The organism is Bacillus sp. WC2507 (assembly GCF_052656125.1).
In genome coordinates, this window is the sequence record NZ_JBQXPN010000003.1 from 41,640 (window position 1) to 62,543 (window position 20,904).

A 20,904-nucleotide genomic window follows, 5' to 3' on the forward strand; every position below is an offset into this window, starting at 1 on the left:
GAATATTAATTATGATTTATATTTTCTTAATAAATCTTTTAATCTCTCACGCTCTTCTTCAATAGTTAACTCATTATTTTGTCTAGGCTGCTCTTCTGGAACTTCTTCTATTTCACGTAGCCACTCTGGTACCAGTTCTTTTCGTTTGGTATACCCTGACCTAAATTGTTTTTTATTCTTACAAAAATCAAACTGTGCATCTAACACAACTACATCATTAAGTGTTTTTACTTTTTGACTTTCCCAATTTTTAAGAATTCCACGTACATACCTCCACTTTGGTATATTCTCATCAATTGATCTCTTTACTGCTTCCAAAATTAGTTCACTACCTAATGCTTCGCAAAATTCAACGAGCTCTGCAATAGCTATTTCACTTAACAGTATCCCATTCCTCAGCAAAAATTTATGACTTATTTTGAAATCTTCATTTATTACTCTTTGTGAGAGTGATTTTTCCTTATTATCATGATGATCCTTATTTTGTGTATCAGTGTTTAGTTTTTTAGTACTTTGTATATCAGTATTTAGTAGCTTGCGATTTTCCGCCAGTAGATTCCCATCAACAGGATTTTCAGCAGGTAGGTTTTCCACTGGTGAAAAATCATCCACTGGGATTTCGTAAATAATTGTCTCCCATCTTACAATTTTATTTTTTTCATCTCTAATCGGAAATCTTTTAATGTATCCATACTCTTTTAATTCCTTCATTCCAGCTCTTAAGCTATTAATACCATCTTTTGCATGTTGAGATAATTCCTCTCTATAAAAAACCCAATCATCTGGAAGTGTAAGTATGTATGCTAATATCCCCTTCGCCTTCCAAGAAAGCCTTTTATCTTTTAACCCTGTATTATTTATGACGGAATAATTATGATCCTTTTTAACTCGAAAAATCCCCATAATATCTACCTCTCCATTATCGTTAAGAACGAATATTTAATTTCAAAGTTCTGCACTCATTACCATCAACTTCCTAATTATGAAAGCTATTTTTTACCCTTTTCACACCAACACGAAGTTAAAAAGAACTTAAAGTTCGATTTATTATTAAAAAAAATATCATCTACACTCATATCAAAAAACTGTGCAATCTTTTTAGCAATTCTCATTGAAGGAGTTCTTTCTTTTTGATCAATCATTCGAATATAACGCTCTGTAACTCCACAATAACTAGCAAGTTCTTTATATAACTTCTTTTCCAGATCGTACATTTTGTTACCCATTAGTCCACCTCCGCAAGAACAATTAGTTCTAAATACAGATTAAAGAACTAATTGTTCTTTGTCAATGCAAAAAAGAACTTTTTGTGCTAAGATAAATCTATAAAGAACAATTAGTTCAATTAGAGAGGTGAACAATGTGATAGGAGTTAGAATAAAATCCTTACGAAAAAAAGAAAATTTAACACAAAAACAACTGGCTGAAAAAATTGGAGTATCCCAAAGAATGATAGGTTACTACGAATCAGAAGAAAGATTCCCTCCACATGATGTTCTAACTAAATTAGCGGATTGCTTTTCAGTTTCAGCTGACTATTTGCTAGGACGAGCTGTTACGGACGAAAAAAAGAAGCAATTAACGCCGAAAGATGAGAAAGACATAGCAAAAAGAATGGAAGAAATAAAAAAGGACCTTCAAGGAGAAGATGGGTTAATGTTCTCTGGTGAACCTATGAGTCAAGAAGCTGTAGAATCACTATTAGATGCAATGGAGTACATTGTCAAACAAACGAAAGTAATCAATAAAAAATACGTGCCTAAGAAATATCGTAGTCCAGACGATAACTGATGCGAGCTTAGGAGGGAATACATTGAAATTCGTCATTAGAGATCTAGTCCAACAACTTAGTACAAAATACAACACGACAAACCCCTATGAGCTTGCAGATTACTTAAAAATACATGTACTAACATGGGATTTACATGAAGAAATAAATGGTTTTTATAAATATGAAAAAAGAAATCGTTTCATTGTTATTAATACTAATTTATCTCCATCTATGCAGAAAACTGTTTGTGCTCATGAATTAGGACATGCGGTTCTTCATACTCATGCAAATACACCTTTTCTGCGTAAGAATACATTCTTTTCCGTTGATAAATTAGAGATAGAAGCAAACACGTTTGCTGCGCTTTTGTTAATTGATAAAAAGACCATTCAGCCTGATGATACAAAAGCATGTATAGCATACAAAAATAATATTCCAGTTGAACTTTTGGAATTTTACAAGCCTTGCTAAAGGAATTAAGACATTTTAATTATTGGTTCAAACACTGACGAAAAAAAGAGAATATTCCATCGTTACAGCATAGGAAATGAAATAATATCTAATGTTTAAAAAATCTATACAGTTAAATCGAATATAAAAATGCACCTCCAATTGTTAATTATGTGTCTAACAATTGGGGTGCACTTCAATCACAGTCGGTCTTTTTCGAAAAATCTTTAACCTCTAATATTGTCCATACTTCCCTGTACGAAAATCGATACATTACTTAAAATATTATTTTGCTTGTACAGAAACGTGTAATATAGAGTAATCTGGATTTAGAGTAACTACTGACTCTCCAGGGCTTATTGAATGTAGAGGACTTATAGCTATTTCTACGCTATGATTATCTTTTTCAAAACGATTGATATAATCCTTATTATTTTTTACAAAACTATCAATTTCTTTTTTTAATTCTGGATTTGGATTTACTAATTTATCAATTTCTTTATCAAGTGTGAAATTCGGATTTATCATATGCATCCAGTTTTTCGCTAGCTCAACAGTTGATTTGTCAACGACAAACACGAAATAGAAATTATCTGCATCCTTCCCAACAAACGAAAATGAACCATGAGAATCAATCATTCTTGGCAAATTAGGAGTATATAGATCAATTTCTGATGCTACGTATCTATATCTTAAATTCGCATTATATTTCTTATTTACTTCAGTAACAAGATTTTGACCTTGTTTAGAAATAGATTGCTCTCTTACAGGTGAAATTTCAATGGAATATCTATCAAAGAAAAAATCATCTGTCACTAACGCATTGGGAATACCTATTGGTGTTACTCCTGGTTTTGTTTCTGGCTTTGTCTCTGGTTTTGTTTCTGGTTTTGTTTCTGGTTTTGTCTCTGGTTTTGTTTCTGGTTTTGTCTCTGGTTTGTTCACACTTTTAATTCCATTGTATAGAAACTGTGCATATTGCTCACGTGTTACAACTCTTTTTGGCTCGAATAAGTTACTTCCTGTACCAGCAGCAATTTTACTTTCCTGCAATGCACTGATTGCCTTCGTAGCCCAATAATTCTTGTCAACATCCTTGAAAGTTGTGACAGTTGTTGCTTTTAATTGAAATGCTTGTGTTAGAACAGCTGCCAATTGTTCACGATTAAGGACCTCATTTGGTCCAAACTTTCCATTACCATATCCGCTCATAATCCCTGCATTTGTGATTGCTAAGATTTCCTTTTCGAACATAGTACCTTTTATATCCGTAAATGGATTTTGAAATTTAGCATCTACATCTACTGGTTTCAAGTATACATAAAGCAATCTAGCAACTTGACCACGTGTAATACTATCACCGAAACCATATATGCCATTTCCATAACCAGCTACGATATTTTTCTCTTTTAGATCCATAATTGCTTTATATGACCAATGATCAGTAGGAACATCTTTAAAAGTTGTATCTGCCTGTACATTTGTTAAAGACGTTAAAGTTGTTGCTGCAAGTACTGCACCTGTTAAAATCATTTTTTTCATTTTCATGCTATTTCCCCTTCTTCTCCTAATTATTTTTGCGAACAAAAATATACTTTATTTTCCAATATAAACATAATAACATTAAATAATTATATTTATATATAATTATTTAATGTTATTAGTGATAAAAAAACTAATTCCCTCCAGAATGCTATAAACTCACTAAAAAACTCTTCTTGCCTATAGAAGAGTTTTTACTACTATGTGACTCATACATCAAGAGTATTATCAATTTTATCACCTATAAATTGAACCTCATTAATACAAATATTGAGTTGAAATAAAGTATAATCAAAAATGTTCCACAAACCCATATGAAAAATAAGAAGACTCCATTTTGAAAAAAGGTTAATCAAAATGGAGTCTTGAGTTAGAAATTTGAATTTAGTTTATATATTTTTTCTACCTAAAACATCGTATTATTATTAGCTGCCTCATTTGGAATCTCTTGAATTACATCCCAGTGTTCGACGATCTTTCCATCCTTTATGCGGAAAATATCCACTATAGCAACTCCCTTATCTTGAGAATTAGTACGAGAATGTACATGAAGAGCAACTGTATCTCCTTCAGCTACTACACGTTTTATCTCTGCAGAGGAATTTGGATTTTTTACAAAGTCCTCCTTAAAGAAATCCATGAAGGCTTTTCGTCCATCAGCAACAAAAGGATTATGTTGCTTATAATCTTCACTTACATATTTAGGGATAATATCGATATTATGTTTGTTAAAAACTTCATTATAGAAATCAACTACCATCTTTTTATTCTTTTCTTTTTCTGTCACATTATCTTTCGATACTGGTGCAACATTCTCGCTCTTTGTTGAATGACCTTTGGTATTACCAGTTGAAGCTTGAAATATCAAAGTCGACACAATTCCTAAAATAAACACAGAAATAATTATTACTATTAAATTTTTCTCTATTTTCATATATACCTACCTCTTCTAATTTTATGATTCATATTCGATAACACACTCGATAAAGGATAAACCTTACCCAGAATGTGATGTAAGAGATATTGTTAGGAAAATCCATCTTTCCTAACAATACTCCCTATACGAGGCATGTCAGAAACTAGTAACTCTAACTTAATACCTCATTAACAGTTGCACTGTCCACAATTTGAATAAACTTTTTAACCTTATCGTTCTCATCAAACTCATAAAGATGACAAAAATCTGCTATGAATGATTTCCCTGTTACTTTATATGTTCCACTATATTTTCCATACACAATAACAGTATTGTTATTAAAAGCATAAATTTCATCTTTAGCGCTATAGTTATCCCATTCAGTTCCAAGACGTTCATGTACATTTTTCACTACTTCATCAGGACCTATATAAGTGCCCGCATATGGAAAGCCAGCAGCTTCTGTCCAAGATACCTTTTCACTTAAATACGTTTTGAAAGCATCCATTTTTCCTTCACCAGTTAACACATATGTTTCATGTAATAGTTTTTGATATCTATTCATAGCATTAACCCCAAGGCATTTCTTTTGTTACAACTTTTGCACTTAATTCTAATACACCTTTATTAGCATAGCCTGGATATGCTGTTTCAAGTTTTGCTACAAAATCTTTTGAAGTTTTACTTTCCTCAGAAGCCTGAATTGCAGTTCTTAAATAATCCATAGTTGCAGTAATTGCTTGATTATCTAAGGATTTTTCAATTGATCCATGGCTCGGTACAATTACGTCCGCATTTAAAGCCTGTAGCACTTTCAAGTTCTCAATCCATGCCTCCATTGCTGCTTTTGAACTAGTATCTGCTAAGAATAGATGGATTTCGTTAAATACATCTATTCCCCCAATTAATAATTTCAGTTCTCTGTTAAATAAGCTAGTTCTGTAATGATCTAAGCCTACTAGTTCAAATGTTAGTCCCTGAAAATCAATAGATTTTTCCTTAAACACTTGTGGTAATACCACATTACTTGGTGCATTTTCTCCAAGTGCATCTTTCCAAACTTTCAATTTCCCTAATACAGAATGAACAATATGTTCAACCGTAGACTCTGTAGCATACGCTATAGCATCTGGGTAAGCAGCTTTAATACTTTCTAACCCAAAATAGTAATCAGGATCCCCATGGATAATAAAGATTTTATCTAGAGATAAGTTATTATTTTTCAAATAATCCACAATTTCTTTCGAATCAGATTGAGTAAATTTTGTGTTTATTAAAAATGCATGTCCTGCTTTCTCAACTAAGGTTGCAGTGACCATAAAACTTTTTTCGTCTGAACTAAACACCGTCAATTTTACATCTTTTTGATTTATATCAATTGTTTTAAACATAGAATGTTATTCTCCTTTTGTTAAAGTTATTAATTAGTTACCATATTTTTGTCTTATTCCGACAGAAACTCCCTTTTCAATTCACCTGAAAGTGTAATAGCACCAGCAAATATTCGGGAAATGTATGTCAGTTGGCGTAAGCTAACATGTTTGCTACTATAGCCTAAACTTTCTTAGTAAAAATTTTTAAAACGTGCTTCAATTTTATCTGGCGTCATTACCCCACCACCAATAGGAATAATTTGATTATCTTTTTGTAAAAGTAATGAAGGATAGCTATTAACCCCAAGCTGTCGAACCTTATTGAAATCATTTTGGACATCTACAATTGTTTCTTGCGCATTTAAACGCTCTAATACTTGTTCAGGGTCCAAACCATGCTCAATTGCAATCTTACGATATGTCTCAGGATCACTTAGGCTTTGTCCATCATAATAAAACGCTTTTTGCATAGCAGACGTGAATTCTAACAAACGGTCTGGTGCTAATGAGCGTAAAGCTGAAAAGCCAATTGCAGCATCTTTTGAATTCATTTTAAAAGTACCTTCTTCCACCAATTTTTGATAGGAAGGACCAAATTCTGCGCCTGTAAGTTGATTAATTCTTTTATTTCCCTCTTCTATATATGAGAAATTTTTTATTGGTAGATCATCTAAAAATAACCCCCCACATAAAACTGTTAACGGCATTTCAGTGTGGTCTTTGTAAAATCCTTTAATATTTTCTGAAAAACCATAGCACCATCCACAATATGCGTCCCATACATATATAAGGTTATCTTGTTTTTTCTCCATTTAAATCTCCTACCTTTATTTTTATTAGCTAGTTCAGCTATCACTTAAAAATTCTTAGCTAGCTTTTTAGTTTGTAAAAGTGCATCTTTTTTAGCAACCTTATTATTTTCCCCAAAAACTAATCCTTCCAAAAAAAGATCACTAAAATTATTTATAAAAGATAACACTGCACATTTTGGCTCTAAAGCAGGAAATACTACCGTTAAGAATATGAATAGTTGTTAATATAGTAGTAATTTTCTGCACTAAACGACAACGTATAGACCGCTATCCTTAATTAAATATATAAATTTTTTTCTTAAAAAAGGAAGTGGTTGTAACTAAATAAGTTACACTCTATGTAACCATATTAGTTACAACGACTTCGAAAGTCAATTCTTTTTTACAAAAAACATTAAATTTCTACTTTAACGTTTTCACAACTATGGAATTAAAGTAAATTCCCTTTACCCTAAATGTCCATTATTTCAGGTGATGATTTCCAAAAACATCTTCTTATTTCTTTAAATGGAACAAACTTGCTACTTAGATTGTCTATTAATTATACGTATAAAACAGGTGTTTATGATAAGAGTGATGCAAGAAGAGTGTTACCCTATACCCTCTTTAATTGTATTGATATTTAGAACACCTAGACGAAAACCATATATTTTTGAAAGAGGTTGAAAATTTATGTTAGTCTTAAACAAGTTTTTTAACATGTTACCTTACAAAAAGATTGTACCTGTATTATTTCTTTCATGCGCAACGCTTATAGGCTGTTCCAATAGTAATACTCAATCTGAACCACCTAAACAAGCCAAACAAGAAAATACAGTTAATCATTCTTTTGCTAAGCTTGAAAAAGAATTTGACGCTAAACTCGGTATTTATGCCTTGGACACTGATACGAATCAAACCATTACTTATCAATCAGATGAACGGTTTGCATACGCTTCTACCCACAAAGCTCTAGCCGTGGGAGTCCTTTTACAAAAGAAATCAATAGAAGATCTCAATCAAAGAATTTTGTATACTCGTGAAGATCTTGTTAATTACAATCCAATTACAGAAAAGTATGTTGATAAAGGTATGGCTCTGAAAGAGCTTGCAGATGCTTCCCTTCGATATAGTGATAATACGGCACAAAATCTTATTCTTAAACAATTAGGTGGGCCTAGTGAATTCAAAAAATCACTGAGAGAAATAGGAGATACCGTTACAAACCCTGAACGTTTTGAACCAGAATTAAACGAAGTGCATCCAGGAGACACTCATGATACTAGTACCCCAAAGGCATTAGCCACTAGTCTGCAGGCTTTCGCTCTAGGAGATGTACTTTCAACTGAGAAACGGAATTTATTAATAGATTGGATGAAAAGAAATACTACGGGAGACAACTTAATTCGTGCTGGAGTTCCAGGAGGATGGGAAGTAGCTGATAAGACTGGCTCGGGATCTTATGGAACCAGAAATGATATCGCAATTATTTGGCCACCAAATAAAAAGCCAATTGTTCTTGCGATACTTTCTAATCATGATAAAGAGGATGCTAAATACGATGATAAGCTTATTGCAGAAGCAACCAAAATAGTATTGGATGCTTTAAAAGCTCCAAATAAATAGTAATAGTAGTTAGTCATCAGAATTTTTCTATTTTCCCGTCACAATACTGTGACGGGCTTTTTGTGTATTTTATAAAGAATTATCATTTAAAGTGTAATTTAAAGAAATAATTTAAGTAGGTCTTAAATGATAAATAACATATGGAAAGGAAAGATTATACTCTTTTCATGAAATTAAACCCAGTTATCAGTCTAAATCATCTTTTAGAACTAACAATAACAAGCGTGCTTCTTTACCTTTCAGATAATCTCTATTATTCTAATTCCTTCATTTCTTTCAGCGGTTCTATCTCCTTTTCTGAAGCATTTTCTATTTTATACAGTTCATAGCTACCCTTTATCTCATCTATCACTACAAATTCAACTTCATTTCGAACATAGCTTTTAGTTTTCCCCTTTTTATAACCATTAACATTATCTAATATAGTTTCTCCACTATCTTTTTTATATAAATTATAGCTAACAGGCGGACGGCCAATTACATACTTATTATCAGAAAATCCGACTATATCATCCCTCCCTAATCCTGTCGAAACACTCCAAACAAAAATAATCTGAAATATAGAATAAACAACAATACCGCATATGAAAAAAAATAGGATTGATTTAAAAAATAACTTTAAAGATATCCTGCCCAAAAACATTCCCTCCCATTTCACCCCGGGATAGCAAGAACAAAACGTGAATTTTGTATGCTAAGAAACCGAATTTTTTAGATTTTTGAAATCAATCCCCCCGTCAGTGCCATAAGAAAAAGAGTTACAGCAGTAACCCTATTCCTTATAATACACGTCATTTGGGGAAGCTACGGATGAATAAAGTCAATCTATGAAATTTCCCACAATCTTTTAACCTCCACCAATTCCTGTCCATTGAATTCCATTCTATATATATCTGGTTTTGATGCCTGAAGTAAAAAATTCAAATCATACTTACTGTCATAATACCCCATCATCAAAGTCATTACAGCTCCATGAGTGCCTACTACTACTTTCTGTCCTTGATAGGTGTTTAATAATTCTTTTAAGACTTTTATAGCACGTTTCTGACAGTCGACATTAGACTCTCCTCCCTTTAAAGAAAAGTCGGGGTCTAAAAATGACTTTTTTATCAAAGGAAATAATTCTTTATCCGACATTCGTTCCTCTTCAGCAATAAAGATTCTCTCTTTTAAGTCTTCAAATACTAAAACTTCTTGTCCTATTTGCTTTGCTAACTGCTGAACAGTTAGAATTGAACGATTGTATGGACTTGAGATAACAACGTCGATTCCCTCACCTTGTAATATATCTGTTATTTGTTGAACATCTAATTTTCCTTTTTCAGTTAATCCTCTTGTTCCTTCTTTTCCAAACTTTGGTGAATCTCCATGTCTAACCATATATATGAAAGTTTTCATAATTACCTCCAGTTTTTTAGGTTTCTTTATTCCTTATATAGCTTATATTAATTAAAAAGAACTTTCCCAATGACTATAACTAATAATCACTATAAATCCTTATGCATGCGATATCTTTAATACATTTCTTCACAATTCCGTGAACGTAAATGTATTCAAACAAAAGAACGCGTAAAATGGAGAGCTAAAAAAGACGAGTTTTGTTCTAGCTCTTTTTTCATTTTCTAATTAATAATTCTTTTGCATATTCACGAGCCCAATGATCAGCGTCTAATACTGTTTCCAAATTTGGATTTGCAATGCTATGATGAGCTTCAAGAGTAGAATAAATTGTTTTTTCAATATCAAAAAATGAAATTTTATTTTGTAAATATAGCGCATTTGCAATTTCGTTCGCTGCATTTAAAACAGCAGGTGTTGTACCACCAATTTTTCCGGATTCATATGCATAATGTAGGCAAGGGAATTTTTTGAAATTTGGTTTTTCAAAATGTAGGCTAGCTATCTCTAATAGGTTTAATTTTTTATAGTTTGATTGTAATCTAGTTGGATAATGAAACGCATATTGAATCGGTATTCTCATGTCAGGGGCACCGAGCTGTGCCATGATAGAGCCATCTATAAATTCAACTAAAGAATGAATAATACTTTCTTTATGAATTAAAACATCAATTTTCTCATATGGGATATCAAATAACCAACGTGCTTCCATGATTTCAAAGCCTTTGTTCATTAATGTAGCTGAATCAATGGTTAGTTTTGCCCCCATTAACCAGTTGGGATGCTTTAAGGCATCTTTAGCTTGTAAGATTTCCATTTCCTCACGCTTTTTATCTCGAAATGCACCGCCTGAAGCAGTAACAATAAGCCTCTCAATTTCTTGAGTATTTTCCCCATTTAAACATTGAAAAATGGCAGAGTGCTCACTGTCTACTGGAATTAAGCGGCAGCCGTTTCGTTTCGCTAAATCTGTCACAATATGCCCTGCCGCAACTAATGTTTCTTTGTTCGCAATTGCTATATCTTTTTTCGCTTTTAATGCTTCAATTGTTGGAACGAGACCAGAAACACCAACAACTGAAGATAATACAAGATTAGAATCAGGGTAAGTTGCAACTTCAATTAATCCATCTATTCCATATGTGACTTTTGTGTCCGTAGAAATTCGCTTCCGCAGTGCATCTGCTAATTCTTTTGTGCTAACGCTTACAATTCGAGGATGAAATGTATGTATTTGTTGTTCGAGAAGGTCAATATTGTTATTTGCCGTTAAACCAATAATTTTAAAATGTTCCGGATGAGAAGTGACTACATCTAATGCAGACGTACCAATTGATCCAGTTGAACCAAGAATCGAAATATATTTTACCATGATAATTCCTCCAAAGTTGAATAATCCCTCTTTACACACCTATCCTACGACTCTATAGAAAGAATAGTGTATATTTCATTTTAAGCATCATATTATATTGAAATTTTATTCAAGCTTTCCAGCGATTGACTATTACTTCTAACATATAGGCCCTTATATAGGAAAAATGCCCCTATTATTACAATCATACCAATATAGACAGACATCATCGTAGGAATTAAGAATGCACCGACGATAATAGTCATTCTTGCAATTAGGTCCGCCCCAATATCTGATAGACCCGCAAAGGCTGAATATGATCCTCTCTTGTCAGCCGGAATCATATTAGCTTGTTCTGCATTTCTGATTGGTGAGTAGACAAGTTCACCAACAGTAGCGATAAAATTAAAAATAATCAGTACGTACCATGTGTTTGAAGATGTTGCTGCCACATAGCCTATCCCATAGAGCACAAGACCTAAAAGTAACGCTTTTTTCCCAGTTAGATGATCTGTAATTCTATTTATAATAAACGTTAAACATACTACTAAAAGCATATTTTGTATGTTAAGAATACTTAGCATCCTCACTCCTACTATTTCAAAGTCCCCAATGCTTATTGGATTGAATGTTTCTGAAAGTCGTACACCAATATAACTGTTTAAAGAAAACTCTGCTGCAAATATACAGGTAGATCCTATTACAACTCTTAAAAATGCTCTATCTTGAATAGCAATTTTATAATTTTGAATTAGATCAAGTACTATATTTTCCTGCCTTTTTTCTAAGCACTCTTTAACTTCTGTAACTAGCCAAATTTTATAAGCAACCGGTACTGTAGCAGAAACGCAAGTCAGTAGTATAAACAACTCTTGTTGATGATTAATGTATAAAAAACCACCTAATGCTGCACCAATTGCCATAGAAAGATTCATAAGCCAATAGTCAATTGTATAGACAGCCTTTCGATTTTCCGGTGTAGTTGAGTCTATGATGATAGCTTGCATGGATGGTCGCCCAAGACTGCTAGTTATTATAAAACCTACATAAGCGATTGCAAATAACCAGATCACCTTATCTTTCGGATATAAGCTTAAAGTCATGAATAAAAACATCAAAGTACTAGAAAAAGAAGTTAACAATAAGATTGTCTTTCGCTGAAATCGATCTGAAATGTAACCTCCAATTAAATTTGAAAAAAAACTTAACATAACCGTTAAGATTAAAAATAACCCGGCCCATACTTTATTTATTTCTTGAGCAAAAAACAATGCCATAAAAGGCATTACTGCTGATGTAACAGCACGATTAAAAAATGATGTAATTAAGCGTACTTTTATATTTTGCTCAAATTCTTTCCAATTCATCGTATCTCCTCCCCTTGTCTAATGTTATATTAAACTAGACTTATCAAATTAAAAATGGACAACTTCAGAAAAACATGTCCACTTATAAAAGGAGATAGGAAAATGGATAAAACTTTACTGAATCTATGGCAATCATTTTCTTCAGGAAATATAAAAATACAAGACCTAGCAAATTTTTTAAATTTAAGTACAAAGCAAACAGTACGTTACTTACATAAATGGATGGATGAAGGCTGGCTGACTTTCATTTCTGGAAAAGGTAGAGGAAATCACTCCTCTCTCCAATGGTTGAAAAATATAGAACAAATCTATGAGTCACAAGTAATGGAAATTATGAACCAACAGCCTGTTGAAAAAAGTAGTAAATATTTACTATATAATTGGTCTCCAAACAGTAAACTACGCTTAATGACTAAGTTTCATTCAAAATTTGGCTATATACATAATTCAGATGATAAATTAATTATTCCTAGAAGAAAGCCCTTTTTAACAACACATCCGCTCGAGGCTGCCGATGTACATAGTGCACATATTGTCGCAAATGTTTTCAATCGACTTGTTTATATGGATGAAAAGGGGAACATATTCCCTGAAATAGCTCATAGTTGGGATTTAGCTCAATCTACGCTTAGACTATATTTAAAAAAGTCTATAAAATTTCATGATGGATCCATCTTAACAGCGTCTGATGTGAAACTATGTCTCTCAAAATTACGCGATCATACATACTATAAAGATTTATGGGCACCCATAGAAAAAATAGAAGTTTTATCACCATTAATTATTGATATACATTACCCAAAGGGGTGTAGTTATTGTTTACAAATGTTATGTATGATAAATACAAGTATTTATAAAGAAAATAACGGTCAAATTATAGGAACCGGTGGTTTTTATATAGGAGAGAATAATCTGGAGAAAACATCATTGATAGCATTTCATGATTATTTTCAAGAAAGACCACTGCTAGATACAGTAGAATTCATTCAGGTCCCTCTAGAATTTGATACTATTTATCAATCTTCCAAACACCATAAATGTAATTCTACTTTTCAAGTAGAAAGGAATTCCGGTTTTGGCGTTATAATTATGAATGCTTGGCGCGATTCTTCCATTCAGCACATAGATGTTCGTAATTACTTACATTCTATTATCGCTAACAATATAAATCATATTCATGAATATGATTCTCAAAAAATCCCAAACGTTAAGAGCTGCTTGAAAGACATAGATCATCAAGTCAATATTCCAAAAAGAAAACGTCCCGACTTTAAAGAACCACTTATTATAAAAGCTACTCAGTATACAGAAGCGACTACAAAATGGTTAATGAATATCTTAGAAAAAGAAAATATACCTTTTCAAGTTAAATGGGTTCCATTTGAAAACTATCTTAGGGATGAAAAACTTAATGAACAAGTCGACCTATTTATTCATGGTGAAGTATTCGAGATGAATCAAGAGATTTCATTTTATTATTTTTTAACAGCTAGATATTCACCATTAGCTAAAGTGTTAAAAACAAATAAATCACTTAGAAAACAACTATCTAAATATAAACATACACATTTTGAAGAGTGGGCTTTATTAAATAAGAATCTTGAAAAAGAACTGATAGAATCCTCTATCATGATTCCCTTATACTATGATACACGTCAAATTCCCTTTTCATCAGATTTAACGAATATTAAGATGAAATATTTTGGGTATGTGGATTTTTCTCAACTTTGGATAAGACCTTTCATTCAAAATTCACAAGAAACCTAATCTACTTGTAATCATTATCACCCTATTTAATTTCCCTAATGCCAAAGGTAAGTTTTTTAGGAATACTGATACACCGCTATTAGGTCAATTAAACTGGTATCCAAACGTCAACAACTTAATTAATCAATAAATAACATCATCTCTATTTACAAATATTTCGAAGGACTCACAAAACAAAATTATTATCTTCCCACAGTTATCTATGAGAAGTTAGCTCGTTTTTTATTTTGGGTAACCACCAATTTATCAGTAGTCATATCTAGAAACGCAAAAAATCCATTTAGATGATCTAAATGGATTTTTTTACTTATATAACACTATTTAAAGTTAAACAAATACGTTTGAATAAATGTAGAACTCAAGTTTCTTAGTTAAACTTTTTAAATGCTGTCTAATTGACAGGGGGTACTGCATTAAGTTGACACTCTCCCCTAAAGGGGTCAGCTGACGAAATTCCTGTGTGGGCTTTCCCGTATCGTAAATTCTGTAACCCCTTTTTATAATTATTGACTTACTTTTACTACTTCCTTTAAATATTTTTGCATATTTTGATTTACTGCATAGACATAACATCCATTTATCCCTCGTGATAATAATACGTAATAAATACGTTTAATATAGGATGTTAACTCTTCATTATTTACATCCGTTCCCTTAATCGGAAGGCCGTTTCGATCTTTATACTCTTTTGGATTGACGATGATTTTTGCTTTATTCAAATCATAGTCTCCATTTTCTTCACCTGTGTAATAACAATCAATTTCTGCCCCTAAAATCACACCAATATAATTTAAATCAGCACCCTGAGTAGTATGAATACATCCTATTTCCTCTACACTGTTTTTAAAATTAATCCAATCTTTTACCTTTGAGTTCCATATAAATGTATTACCTGTAACAGGATCTTTGATATCATATAGAGTCTTATCCTTTTGTGTAGCCCATTTCCAAGAATATCCTGCGACTACGCGACATAATTCATATTCTTTATTTAAAGATTTCATAGAATCATTTAACTCTGTAATAGAATCCATTACTTTAAAGTCATAACCCTGCAATAAGCCTTCCTCATAAACACCAACATTATTTGCTATTTGTAGATATTTACGCAGCCATGCTAAATATTGCTCTCCAGATTTTAAACGGAATTGTTTATGTAAGGGATGCCTCTTATAATTCACTGTCAACCGTTGAAATACATCTGTATCTATATCTGCAGGTCGAATTGTTTGGTATGGATCATAAACCACAGTTAAGTGATATGCATATGTTTCTATTAACTCCAACTCAGTTGTATAACCATTATCAGTGACTAAATGTTTTAAATCACGTGCTTGTTTACCAAAATATTGTTTCAGACGATGCGCTTCGTCCACAAAAACATATTTATATTTTGTACCCCTACTTTTTGCCTGCTTAATAAATTGTGAAGGTGACAGTACTGTAATACTTTGTAGGCCTAGTTTGTTCATTAAACTCTTATATAAATTTAATGAGTGAGTTTGCGGAACTACAAGTGCTATATCTTCATAATTCAAGCCCTCTCGTGCTTTACCAGTTTCATTGTCATAAGCAAGCGCATATAAGATATTTGTTAATACAATTGTTTTACCGGTACCCGGGTCCCCTGTAATCAAATGTCCACTATTTGATGTGGTAAGCATCGTATTAAAAATGTCTTTACAGACCTCAATTTGATTAGCCGATAAGTCTTTAAATGGTGAATATTTATAAATAAATTTATTATGTATCTCACCTAACTTCTCACTAGCTATCCCTTCTTCAATTAACTGATTCCAAATTGCCTGAAACATACTCTGAACATTTTCAATCCCGTTATAAGAATGAATCTTTTGGCCCCTTACTTTATTCAGTAGGTTAAATTTATCATCTGCAGATAAATATTCAATTAACAATGTTTCAATATGCTTAATTGAACTTTCATTAAATAATTCACTTTTTATCACAATAACTTCATTGAATGTTTTACTTTCATCACTTATATGTGCAACAAAACGCTCATATATATCTGTGGACTTACCTACATATAAATTCTTCTTATCTCGTTGAATATAGACTACTGGTACTCTATCAATTTCAAAGTCTTTCATACTGCCTTGCTCAAAATCTTTTCGCTTCTTCTTAATTATTTCAAATGAAGATAATTTTGCTGCAACTGATATCAATTAAATAACCCCCAATTTTTAAATTCAAGAATATTTGAGAATGATGAATATTGTATACCATTTGAATCCAATACACACATCCAATTCAAATTCCCATCCCTCTTCTTTTACATATTTATCTCAAAAAAACTGTAAAACGTTAATCGTTTTACAGTTCATTATATTTTTTATTTTTTCCAAATGCCTTTTCTACTGGATATTTCTCTGTATTCTTAAGTAATTTAGCATGTACTGCCTCTTCTAAATTAATATTTAATTTATCACTTAACATCAGCAAATAAATCATTACATCCGCTATTTCTTCTTTCATTTCCTGCATTTTAGTTTCTGTTGCTTCTTCACTAGACTTCCATTGAAAAGTCTCAAGTAATTCTGCTGCTTCTAAATTTAATGAAATTGCCAGATCCTTTGCGTTATGAAACTGACCCCAATTTCTCTCGTCTCTAAATTTTATTACTGCCTTTTGTAAATCTTGCATCACTATTAATCTCCTCTCTTTTTCATACTATCTTTTCAAAATAACACGCACTATTTATAAAGCCTCAATTAATCCACCTTAATCCAGATATAATCGTCCTCATATTTAACATTTAATTTTAATCGGATTCCCTTCATATATTCCTCTAGTTGTTTTGAAAGGATCTCATCACCGACTTGATCGTATCTATCCACATCTAAATATAACCTAAATATACTTCCATTCGTTAACTCAAATTCCCACTTTAGAAAGTTATGTAACATACTTTCCTTACTCATGTATTCATTTGCTTCCATATATTCTAGTAGCTCATTTAAATTATAATATTCTAAGCTACTTTGCCTGAGATCATGACATTTTGGACAATATTCTCTATACCTATCTTGCAATTGCATAATCATTTCTGTACCACATTGATAACATTTACACATGTAGCAATCTCCTTCAATTCTCTTATGTTCTTCATACAATTGAAATTACGAATTATACTATTTTGTTTTAAAAATGTTCTTCTTATGCCACTTAAAGTATAATTTATTTTCTGGGCGAATTTCTATCTTTGCTTTGGGTTGTAATCCAAATATCAAATAATCTGTATCTACTATTAATGGCGAAATATGCAATCGCCCTTGACCATCAAATGTAATGAACCCTTTATCATACAAGGCATCATGATTACAGCAAAGTAACACACCATTATAAGAATTTAATCGCTCCATACTTGTGCTATCTTTCCAAGGCTTTGAATGACTTGCTCTTAATAACTCTGGCAAATTTATTCCGCATAATGCACATTTTCCGTTCCATAGATCCATCAATGCTTTCCTGAATTTTTGCTGTCCAATTCGAATTGTAGCTTTTACCTCTGATTCCGTTTCAGATATCACAGGAATTAATGTGTTATTTTCAGTCCTTCTTACCTCATCAACTGATAATTCTAATTGCTCATTTTTCTTCTCATAAATGTTTAAATCACTAATTAGTTCAATTAATTTGAGGGCTAATTCTTCATTACATGGATATAAGTATCCTTGATTTCCTTTTGCATCTGATTGAAAAGGTGAATATTTAATTGGCAACAGCTGCGATATCTCTTCAAATTTCTCACGTATATTAATTGGTTTTTCCAACTCATGATATTTTAAAGACACCAAATAGCCTTCATCATTCCATTGATCATGACTTTTCATAATCGACGGTTTATTCGATTCTTTACAATCTTCTTCAGCAATACTAACCGCTACAATGTCCCCTTTTACATAATGAAAGATTCGATCTCCATTTTTTACATCCATCATTCTTTTCCATGAATGTGGTACATTACCGCCTCTATCCTTTTTAGGCGACCAAATAATTTCTAATTCTTTTTCCTCTTGATAAGTATGTCCTTGCATAACAATAAAATGATTCATATATTCTCTCCTAAGGCGTTTATTTACTACGCTGTATTCTAATTAATATAATACTAAAAAAACTCTTCTATGATTAGCAAATAGTCTGTTTAAGTGTATATTACTCACCTATCGTACTTTTCTTAATTTATTAGAATTTCTCTCATGAAATTTACTTTTGCAATTCATAAATTAAATAAATATTACAGAAATATCTACGAAGGCAGCACATACTCTATTATTAAATCACGTGATATAAGTTCTATTTTAATCCTAAACTATTCCCACCTGTAACCACTAAAAAACATTGTAAATCCCTTTACTCTAAAATTGAGATTTTTCCAGAAGCAAAACCACCACCAAGTAAAATGGCTTCCAGTTCTTTTTCCTACTGTAGATGTTTATTTGAAAATGATTCAATAATCTCATTATGTAGAGTCTTATGTTCTATTACATATTCCCATTAATTACGTATCTTTATCGAGTTGTTCTCACTTGGCCTTCTCCTCTTCTATAAATGAATTATTAGGTTCTCTTTAAAATTAGAGAACTCACTCTCACCATGTACTTATAACTTTTGTCTCTTTTCTCTACTTAAGATCATCCTTACTGTGATTTTATATAGATCTTTTCATTAGATACTAAATGCTTTAATTCATCACTACACATTCCTTCTAAACAACCATATTTCTTTTTAGCTTAAAACCTACTTTATATACCCACTTAAACAAACCAAAAAGGACTCCTTTAAGTCGATTAATTGTGCATAGCAAAATAAACTGTATACACTAATCGGCTCAAAGAAGCCCTTTCAAAATTGAAACAAGAACAAAACTTGCTTCTACAACTCAACCACAACACATAATGCGTGGGAATAAATGGAATCTAATAAGCGAATATTATAATTATATATTACATAATAGAGTTATTTTTCTCAAGGATATTTCATTAAAATATTCCTAGAGTGCTTCTACGGTAGGAATATCAGCTGGTGCCCACTTTAAATGCTTTAAACCTTTAATACTCGTCCATTTTAGCTCTGCATGCTCAAGAGCTTTGGGCTCACCTTCCAATATTCTTGCTTTATATGTAGTAAGATGAACAACAATAGTTTCATACTCGTACTCGACCTCTTCTACCTTCTCATCTACAACAATTCTACACCCAAGCTCCTCTTTTATCTCTCGAATTAATGCAGCTTGTGGCTCTTCTCCCCTGTTTATCTTACCACCTGGAAATTCCCAATAGTTCGGTAACGTCATTTTAGGAGAACGTAATGCACATAAGACTTCATTATTTTCATTAACAATTACCGCACCAACAACTGATATTTTTCTCTTCATACTTACTCACTTCCTTATACAGATTAATTAATACTTAATATCTTATATTAATTCATTTTTAAACACCAAATTTTCCTTTTAATTGATGATTAAACTAACAACTACAAAATCGCTTAAGAACGTTACGAAAATATATGGAACAAAACAATTTCAATTCTTACATCATCTCTTCAAAAGAGGATACTTGATATTTCATAAATATCAAGTATAGCCCTCAGGAGCGACCACTTTTTATTATTGTGTCGCAAAATGATCTTTCCATTTTCATTGTACCTAAATTAGCAGGAAAAACGTATTTTCTGTTTTTCATTATAGAATTCATTTACTCTCTTTTCTACATAATATGAACTGACTGTTCTTTTAAATTTAAAACTCAAGCTTTACTTTCGGTAAAGCATAAGAAAGATTATTATTTTAGTAATATATTTAATTTATGTATGCCGCCTATTTAGTTACATCTTTTTAACAGTTCCCTTTCCTTTCACTTTCTTATTTATACATAAATCATTTTCATCAGATGTATTATATATAGATAATAAATTCCATCGAAAAATTTCTTTTTTTCTATAAAAACTTATATACATTATTTTCTATTCATGCTAATATACTAATATTGCAATTTTATTATTAACAATTTATAACAGGAGATGACAAGATGAAAGGACTTGAATTTTCAACTAGCTTATTATTCTTTTGGATAAAAGGTAGAGTAGACGTTGATAATCGGTTTGTAAAAACCAATTTATCAAACACATTATTAGGATTTATTCCTGCTGGTAAAGACCAACAAAACATTCCTCTAAAAAATATTTCTGGAGCTATGTTATCTACCAAGTATTTTTTCAAACCAATTATTTTAGGAATTCTGATCTTCTTAATTGGATTAAGTACATTGAGTGATAGTTTTATTGGTGGGTTAATTTTTCTACTAATAGGTATTGGAATTGCAGGTAGCGGCATTCAAACAATTTTAAGAATTGAAAAAGCAGGAACACCTTATCATATTAGTGTCCCATTCTTTGAAAAAGAAAAAATGCAATTATTAAATGATATTATACACAACGCTTTAGCAGATGACACAGACAAAACAGATTTAAATTTATTCTTCGATAAAAAATCACAGTAAATATTATTATATTTAAAATAAAACCTTA

At 31.7% G+C, this 20,904-nt stretch carries 21 protein-coding genes; 5 read left to right on the top strand and 16 right to left on the bottom strand.

The genetic code is table 11. The features are described 5' to 3' along the window. Window positions 1-9: 9 nt before the first annotated feature. Both ACUN28_RS28175 and ACUN28_RS28180 read right to left on the bottom strand, forming a co-directional pair. Window positions 10-903: a DnaD domain-containing protein gene (locus tag ACUN28_RS28175; protein ID WP_016089865.1), complete on the bottom strand. Its 894-nt coding sequence runs from the start codon at window positions 901-903 to the stop codon at window positions 10-12. Between the two features lie 86 nt (window positions 904-989). Continuing rightward, on the bottom strand, window positions 990-1,226 hold the full coding sequence (locus tag ACUN28_RS28180) for a helix-turn-helix transcriptional regulator (RefSeq protein WP_016089864.1): 237 nt from the start codon (window positions 1,224-1,226) through the stop codon (window positions 990-992). Between the two features lie 136 nt (window positions 1,227-1,362). Between ACUN28_RS28180 and ACUN28_RS28185 the strand changes: the two genes are divergently transcribed. Next, window positions 1,363-1,791 (top strand): helix-turn-helix domain-containing protein, encoded by a 429-nt coding sequence (locus ACUN28_RS28185; RefSeq protein ID WP_016089863.1) that lies wholly within the window; start codon window positions 1,363-1,365, stop codon window positions 1,789-1,791. 22 nt (window positions 1,792-1,813) lie between these two features. Beyond that, window positions 1,814-2,242, top strand: a complete 429-nt coding sequence (locus ACUN28_RS28190) for an ImmA/IrrE family metallo-endopeptidase (protein ID WP_016089862.1) — start codon at window positions 1,814-1,816, stop codon at window positions 2,240-2,242. A 264-nt stretch (window positions 2,243-2,506) separates the two neighbouring features. On the opposite strand, the gene ACUN28_RS28195 is transcribed toward ACUN28_RS28190, so the two are convergent. From ACUN28_RS28195 to ACUN28_RS28215, 5 genes are all read right to left on the bottom strand, one after another. Next, window positions 2,507-3,769, bottom strand: a complete 1,263-nt coding sequence (locus tag ACUN28_RS28195) for an S-layer homology domain-containing protein (protein ID WP_098654119.1) — start codon at window positions 3,767-3,769, stop codon at window positions 2,507-2,509. A gap of 400 nt (window positions 3,770-4,169) precedes the next feature. After that, window positions 4,170-4,697 carry a nuclear transport factor 2 family protein gene (locus ACUN28_RS28200; RefSeq protein WP_016135763.1) on the bottom strand — a complete coding sequence of 176 codons (528 nt, stop codon included), beginning with the start codon at window positions 4,695-4,697 and terminating at the stop codon, window positions 4,170-4,172. A gap of 154 nt (window positions 4,698-4,851) precedes the next feature. Further along, window positions 4,852-5,244 carry a nuclear transport factor 2 family protein gene (locus ACUN28_RS28205; RefSeq protein ID WP_016089859.1) on the bottom strand — a complete coding sequence of 131 codons (393 nt, stop codon included), beginning with the start codon at window positions 5,242-5,244 and terminating at the stop codon, window positions 4,852-4,854. 4 nt (window positions 5,245-5,248) lie between these two features. Then, window positions 5,249-6,070, bottom strand: coding sequence for an MBL fold metallo-hydrolase (locus ACUN28_RS28210; protein WP_016089858.1), 822 nt, complete (start codon window positions 6,068-6,070; stop codon window positions 5,249-5,251). Window positions 6,071-6,243: 173 nt separating this feature from the next. Next, window positions 6,244-6,864, bottom strand: a complete 621-nt coding sequence (locus ACUN28_RS28215) for a DsbA family protein (protein ID WP_016089857.1) — start codon at window positions 6,862-6,864, stop codon at window positions 6,244-6,246. Window positions 6,865-7,536: 672 nt separating this feature from the next. Between ACUN28_RS28215 and bla the strand changes: the two genes are divergently transcribed. Then, window positions 7,537-8,469, top strand: coding sequence for a class A beta-lactamase (bla, locus tag ACUN28_RS28220; RefSeq protein WP_016089856.1), 933 nt, complete (start codon window positions 7,537-7,539; stop codon window positions 8,467-8,469). 253 nt (window positions 8,470-8,722) lie between these two features. Here bla and ACUN28_RS28225 read toward each other — a convergent pair whose 3' ends face one another. The 4 genes from ACUN28_RS28225 to ACUN28_RS28240 form a co-directional block, all read right to left on the bottom strand. Continuing rightward, a complete protein-coding gene (locus ACUN28_RS28225; protein WP_016089855.1) occupies window positions 8,723-9,106 on the bottom strand; it encodes a hypothetical protein in 384 nt (127 codons plus the stop codon). Between the two features lie 188 nt (window positions 9,107-9,294). Beyond that, the gene (locus ACUN28_RS28230; RefSeq protein ID WP_016089854.1) at window positions 9,295-9,867 is read right to left on the bottom strand and encodes a histidine phosphatase family protein; all 573 of its coding nucleotides are present in this window, start codon (window positions 9,865-9,867) and stop codon (window positions 9,295-9,297) included. A gap of 217 nt (window positions 9,868-10,084) precedes the next feature. Then, complete coding sequence (locus ACUN28_RS28235; RefSeq protein WP_016089853.1) at window positions 10,085-11,239, bottom strand: 1-deoxy-D-xylulose-5-phosphate reductoisomerase; 1,155 nt, start codon at window positions 11,237-11,239, stop codon at window positions 10,085-10,087. A 92-nt stretch (window positions 11,240-11,331) separates the two neighbouring features. Beyond that, window positions 11,332-12,585 carry an MDR family MFS transporter gene (locus ACUN28_RS28240; protein WP_445423443.1) on the bottom strand — a complete coding sequence of 418 codons (1,254 nt, stop codon included), beginning with the start codon at window positions 12,583-12,585 and terminating at the stop codon, window positions 11,332-11,334. Window positions 12,586-12,687: 102 nt separating this feature from the next. Between ACUN28_RS28240 and ACUN28_RS28245 the strand changes: the two genes are divergently transcribed. Beyond that, window positions 12,688-14,352 (top strand): ABC transporter substrate-binding protein, encoded by a 1,665-nt coding sequence (locus ACUN28_RS28245; RefSeq protein ID WP_445423444.1) that lies wholly within the window; start codon window positions 12,688-12,690, stop codon window positions 14,350-14,352. Window positions 14,353-14,855: 503 nt separating this feature from the next. Here ACUN28_RS28245 and ACUN28_RS28250 read toward each other — a convergent pair. The 5 genes from ACUN28_RS28250 to ACUN28_RS28270 all read right to left on the bottom strand — a co-directional run bounded on the left by ACUN28_RS28250 (window position 14,856) and on the right by ACUN28_RS28270 (window position 19,750). Then, window positions 14,856-16,538 carry a DNA/RNA helicase domain-containing protein gene (locus ACUN28_RS28250; RefSeq protein WP_445423445.1) on the bottom strand — a complete coding sequence of 561 codons (1,683 nt, stop codon included), beginning with the start codon at window positions 16,536-16,538 and terminating at the stop codon, window positions 14,856-14,858. Window positions 16,539-16,686: 148 nt separating this feature from the next. Next, window positions 16,687-17,016 carry a nucleotide pyrophosphohydrolase gene (locus ACUN28_RS28255; RefSeq protein ID WP_445423446.1) on the bottom strand — a complete coding sequence of 110 codons (330 nt, stop codon included), beginning with the start codon at window positions 17,014-17,016 and terminating at the stop codon, window positions 16,687-16,689. A 68-nt stretch (window positions 17,017-17,084) separates the two neighbouring features. Beyond that, complete coding sequence (locus tag ACUN28_RS28260; RefSeq protein ID WP_445423447.1) at window positions 17,085-17,447, bottom strand: hypothetical protein; 363 nt, start codon at window positions 17,445-17,447, stop codon at window positions 17,085-17,087. 57 nt (window positions 17,448-17,504) lie between these two features. Beyond that, window positions 17,505-18,428, bottom strand: coding sequence for an HNH endonuclease (locus tag ACUN28_RS28265; protein WP_098324419.1), 924 nt, complete (start codon window positions 18,426-18,428; stop codon window positions 17,505-17,507). 938 nt (window positions 18,429-19,366) lie between these two features. Next, window positions 19,367-19,750, bottom strand: a complete 384-nt coding sequence (locus tag ACUN28_RS28270) for a (deoxy)nucleoside triphosphate pyrophosphohydrolase (RefSeq protein ID WP_016089846.1) — start codon at window positions 19,748-19,750, stop codon at window positions 19,367-19,369. A 655-nt stretch (window positions 19,751-20,405) separates the two neighbouring features. On the opposite strand from ACUN28_RS28270, the gene ACUN28_RS28275 reads away from it, so the two are divergent. Beyond that, window positions 20,406-20,876 (top strand): hypothetical protein, encoded by a 471-nt coding sequence (locus tag ACUN28_RS28275; RefSeq protein ID WP_016136183.1) that lies wholly within the window; start codon window positions 20,406-20,408, stop codon window positions 20,874-20,876. The last annotated feature ends 28 nt before the right edge of the window (window positions 20,877-20,904 follow it).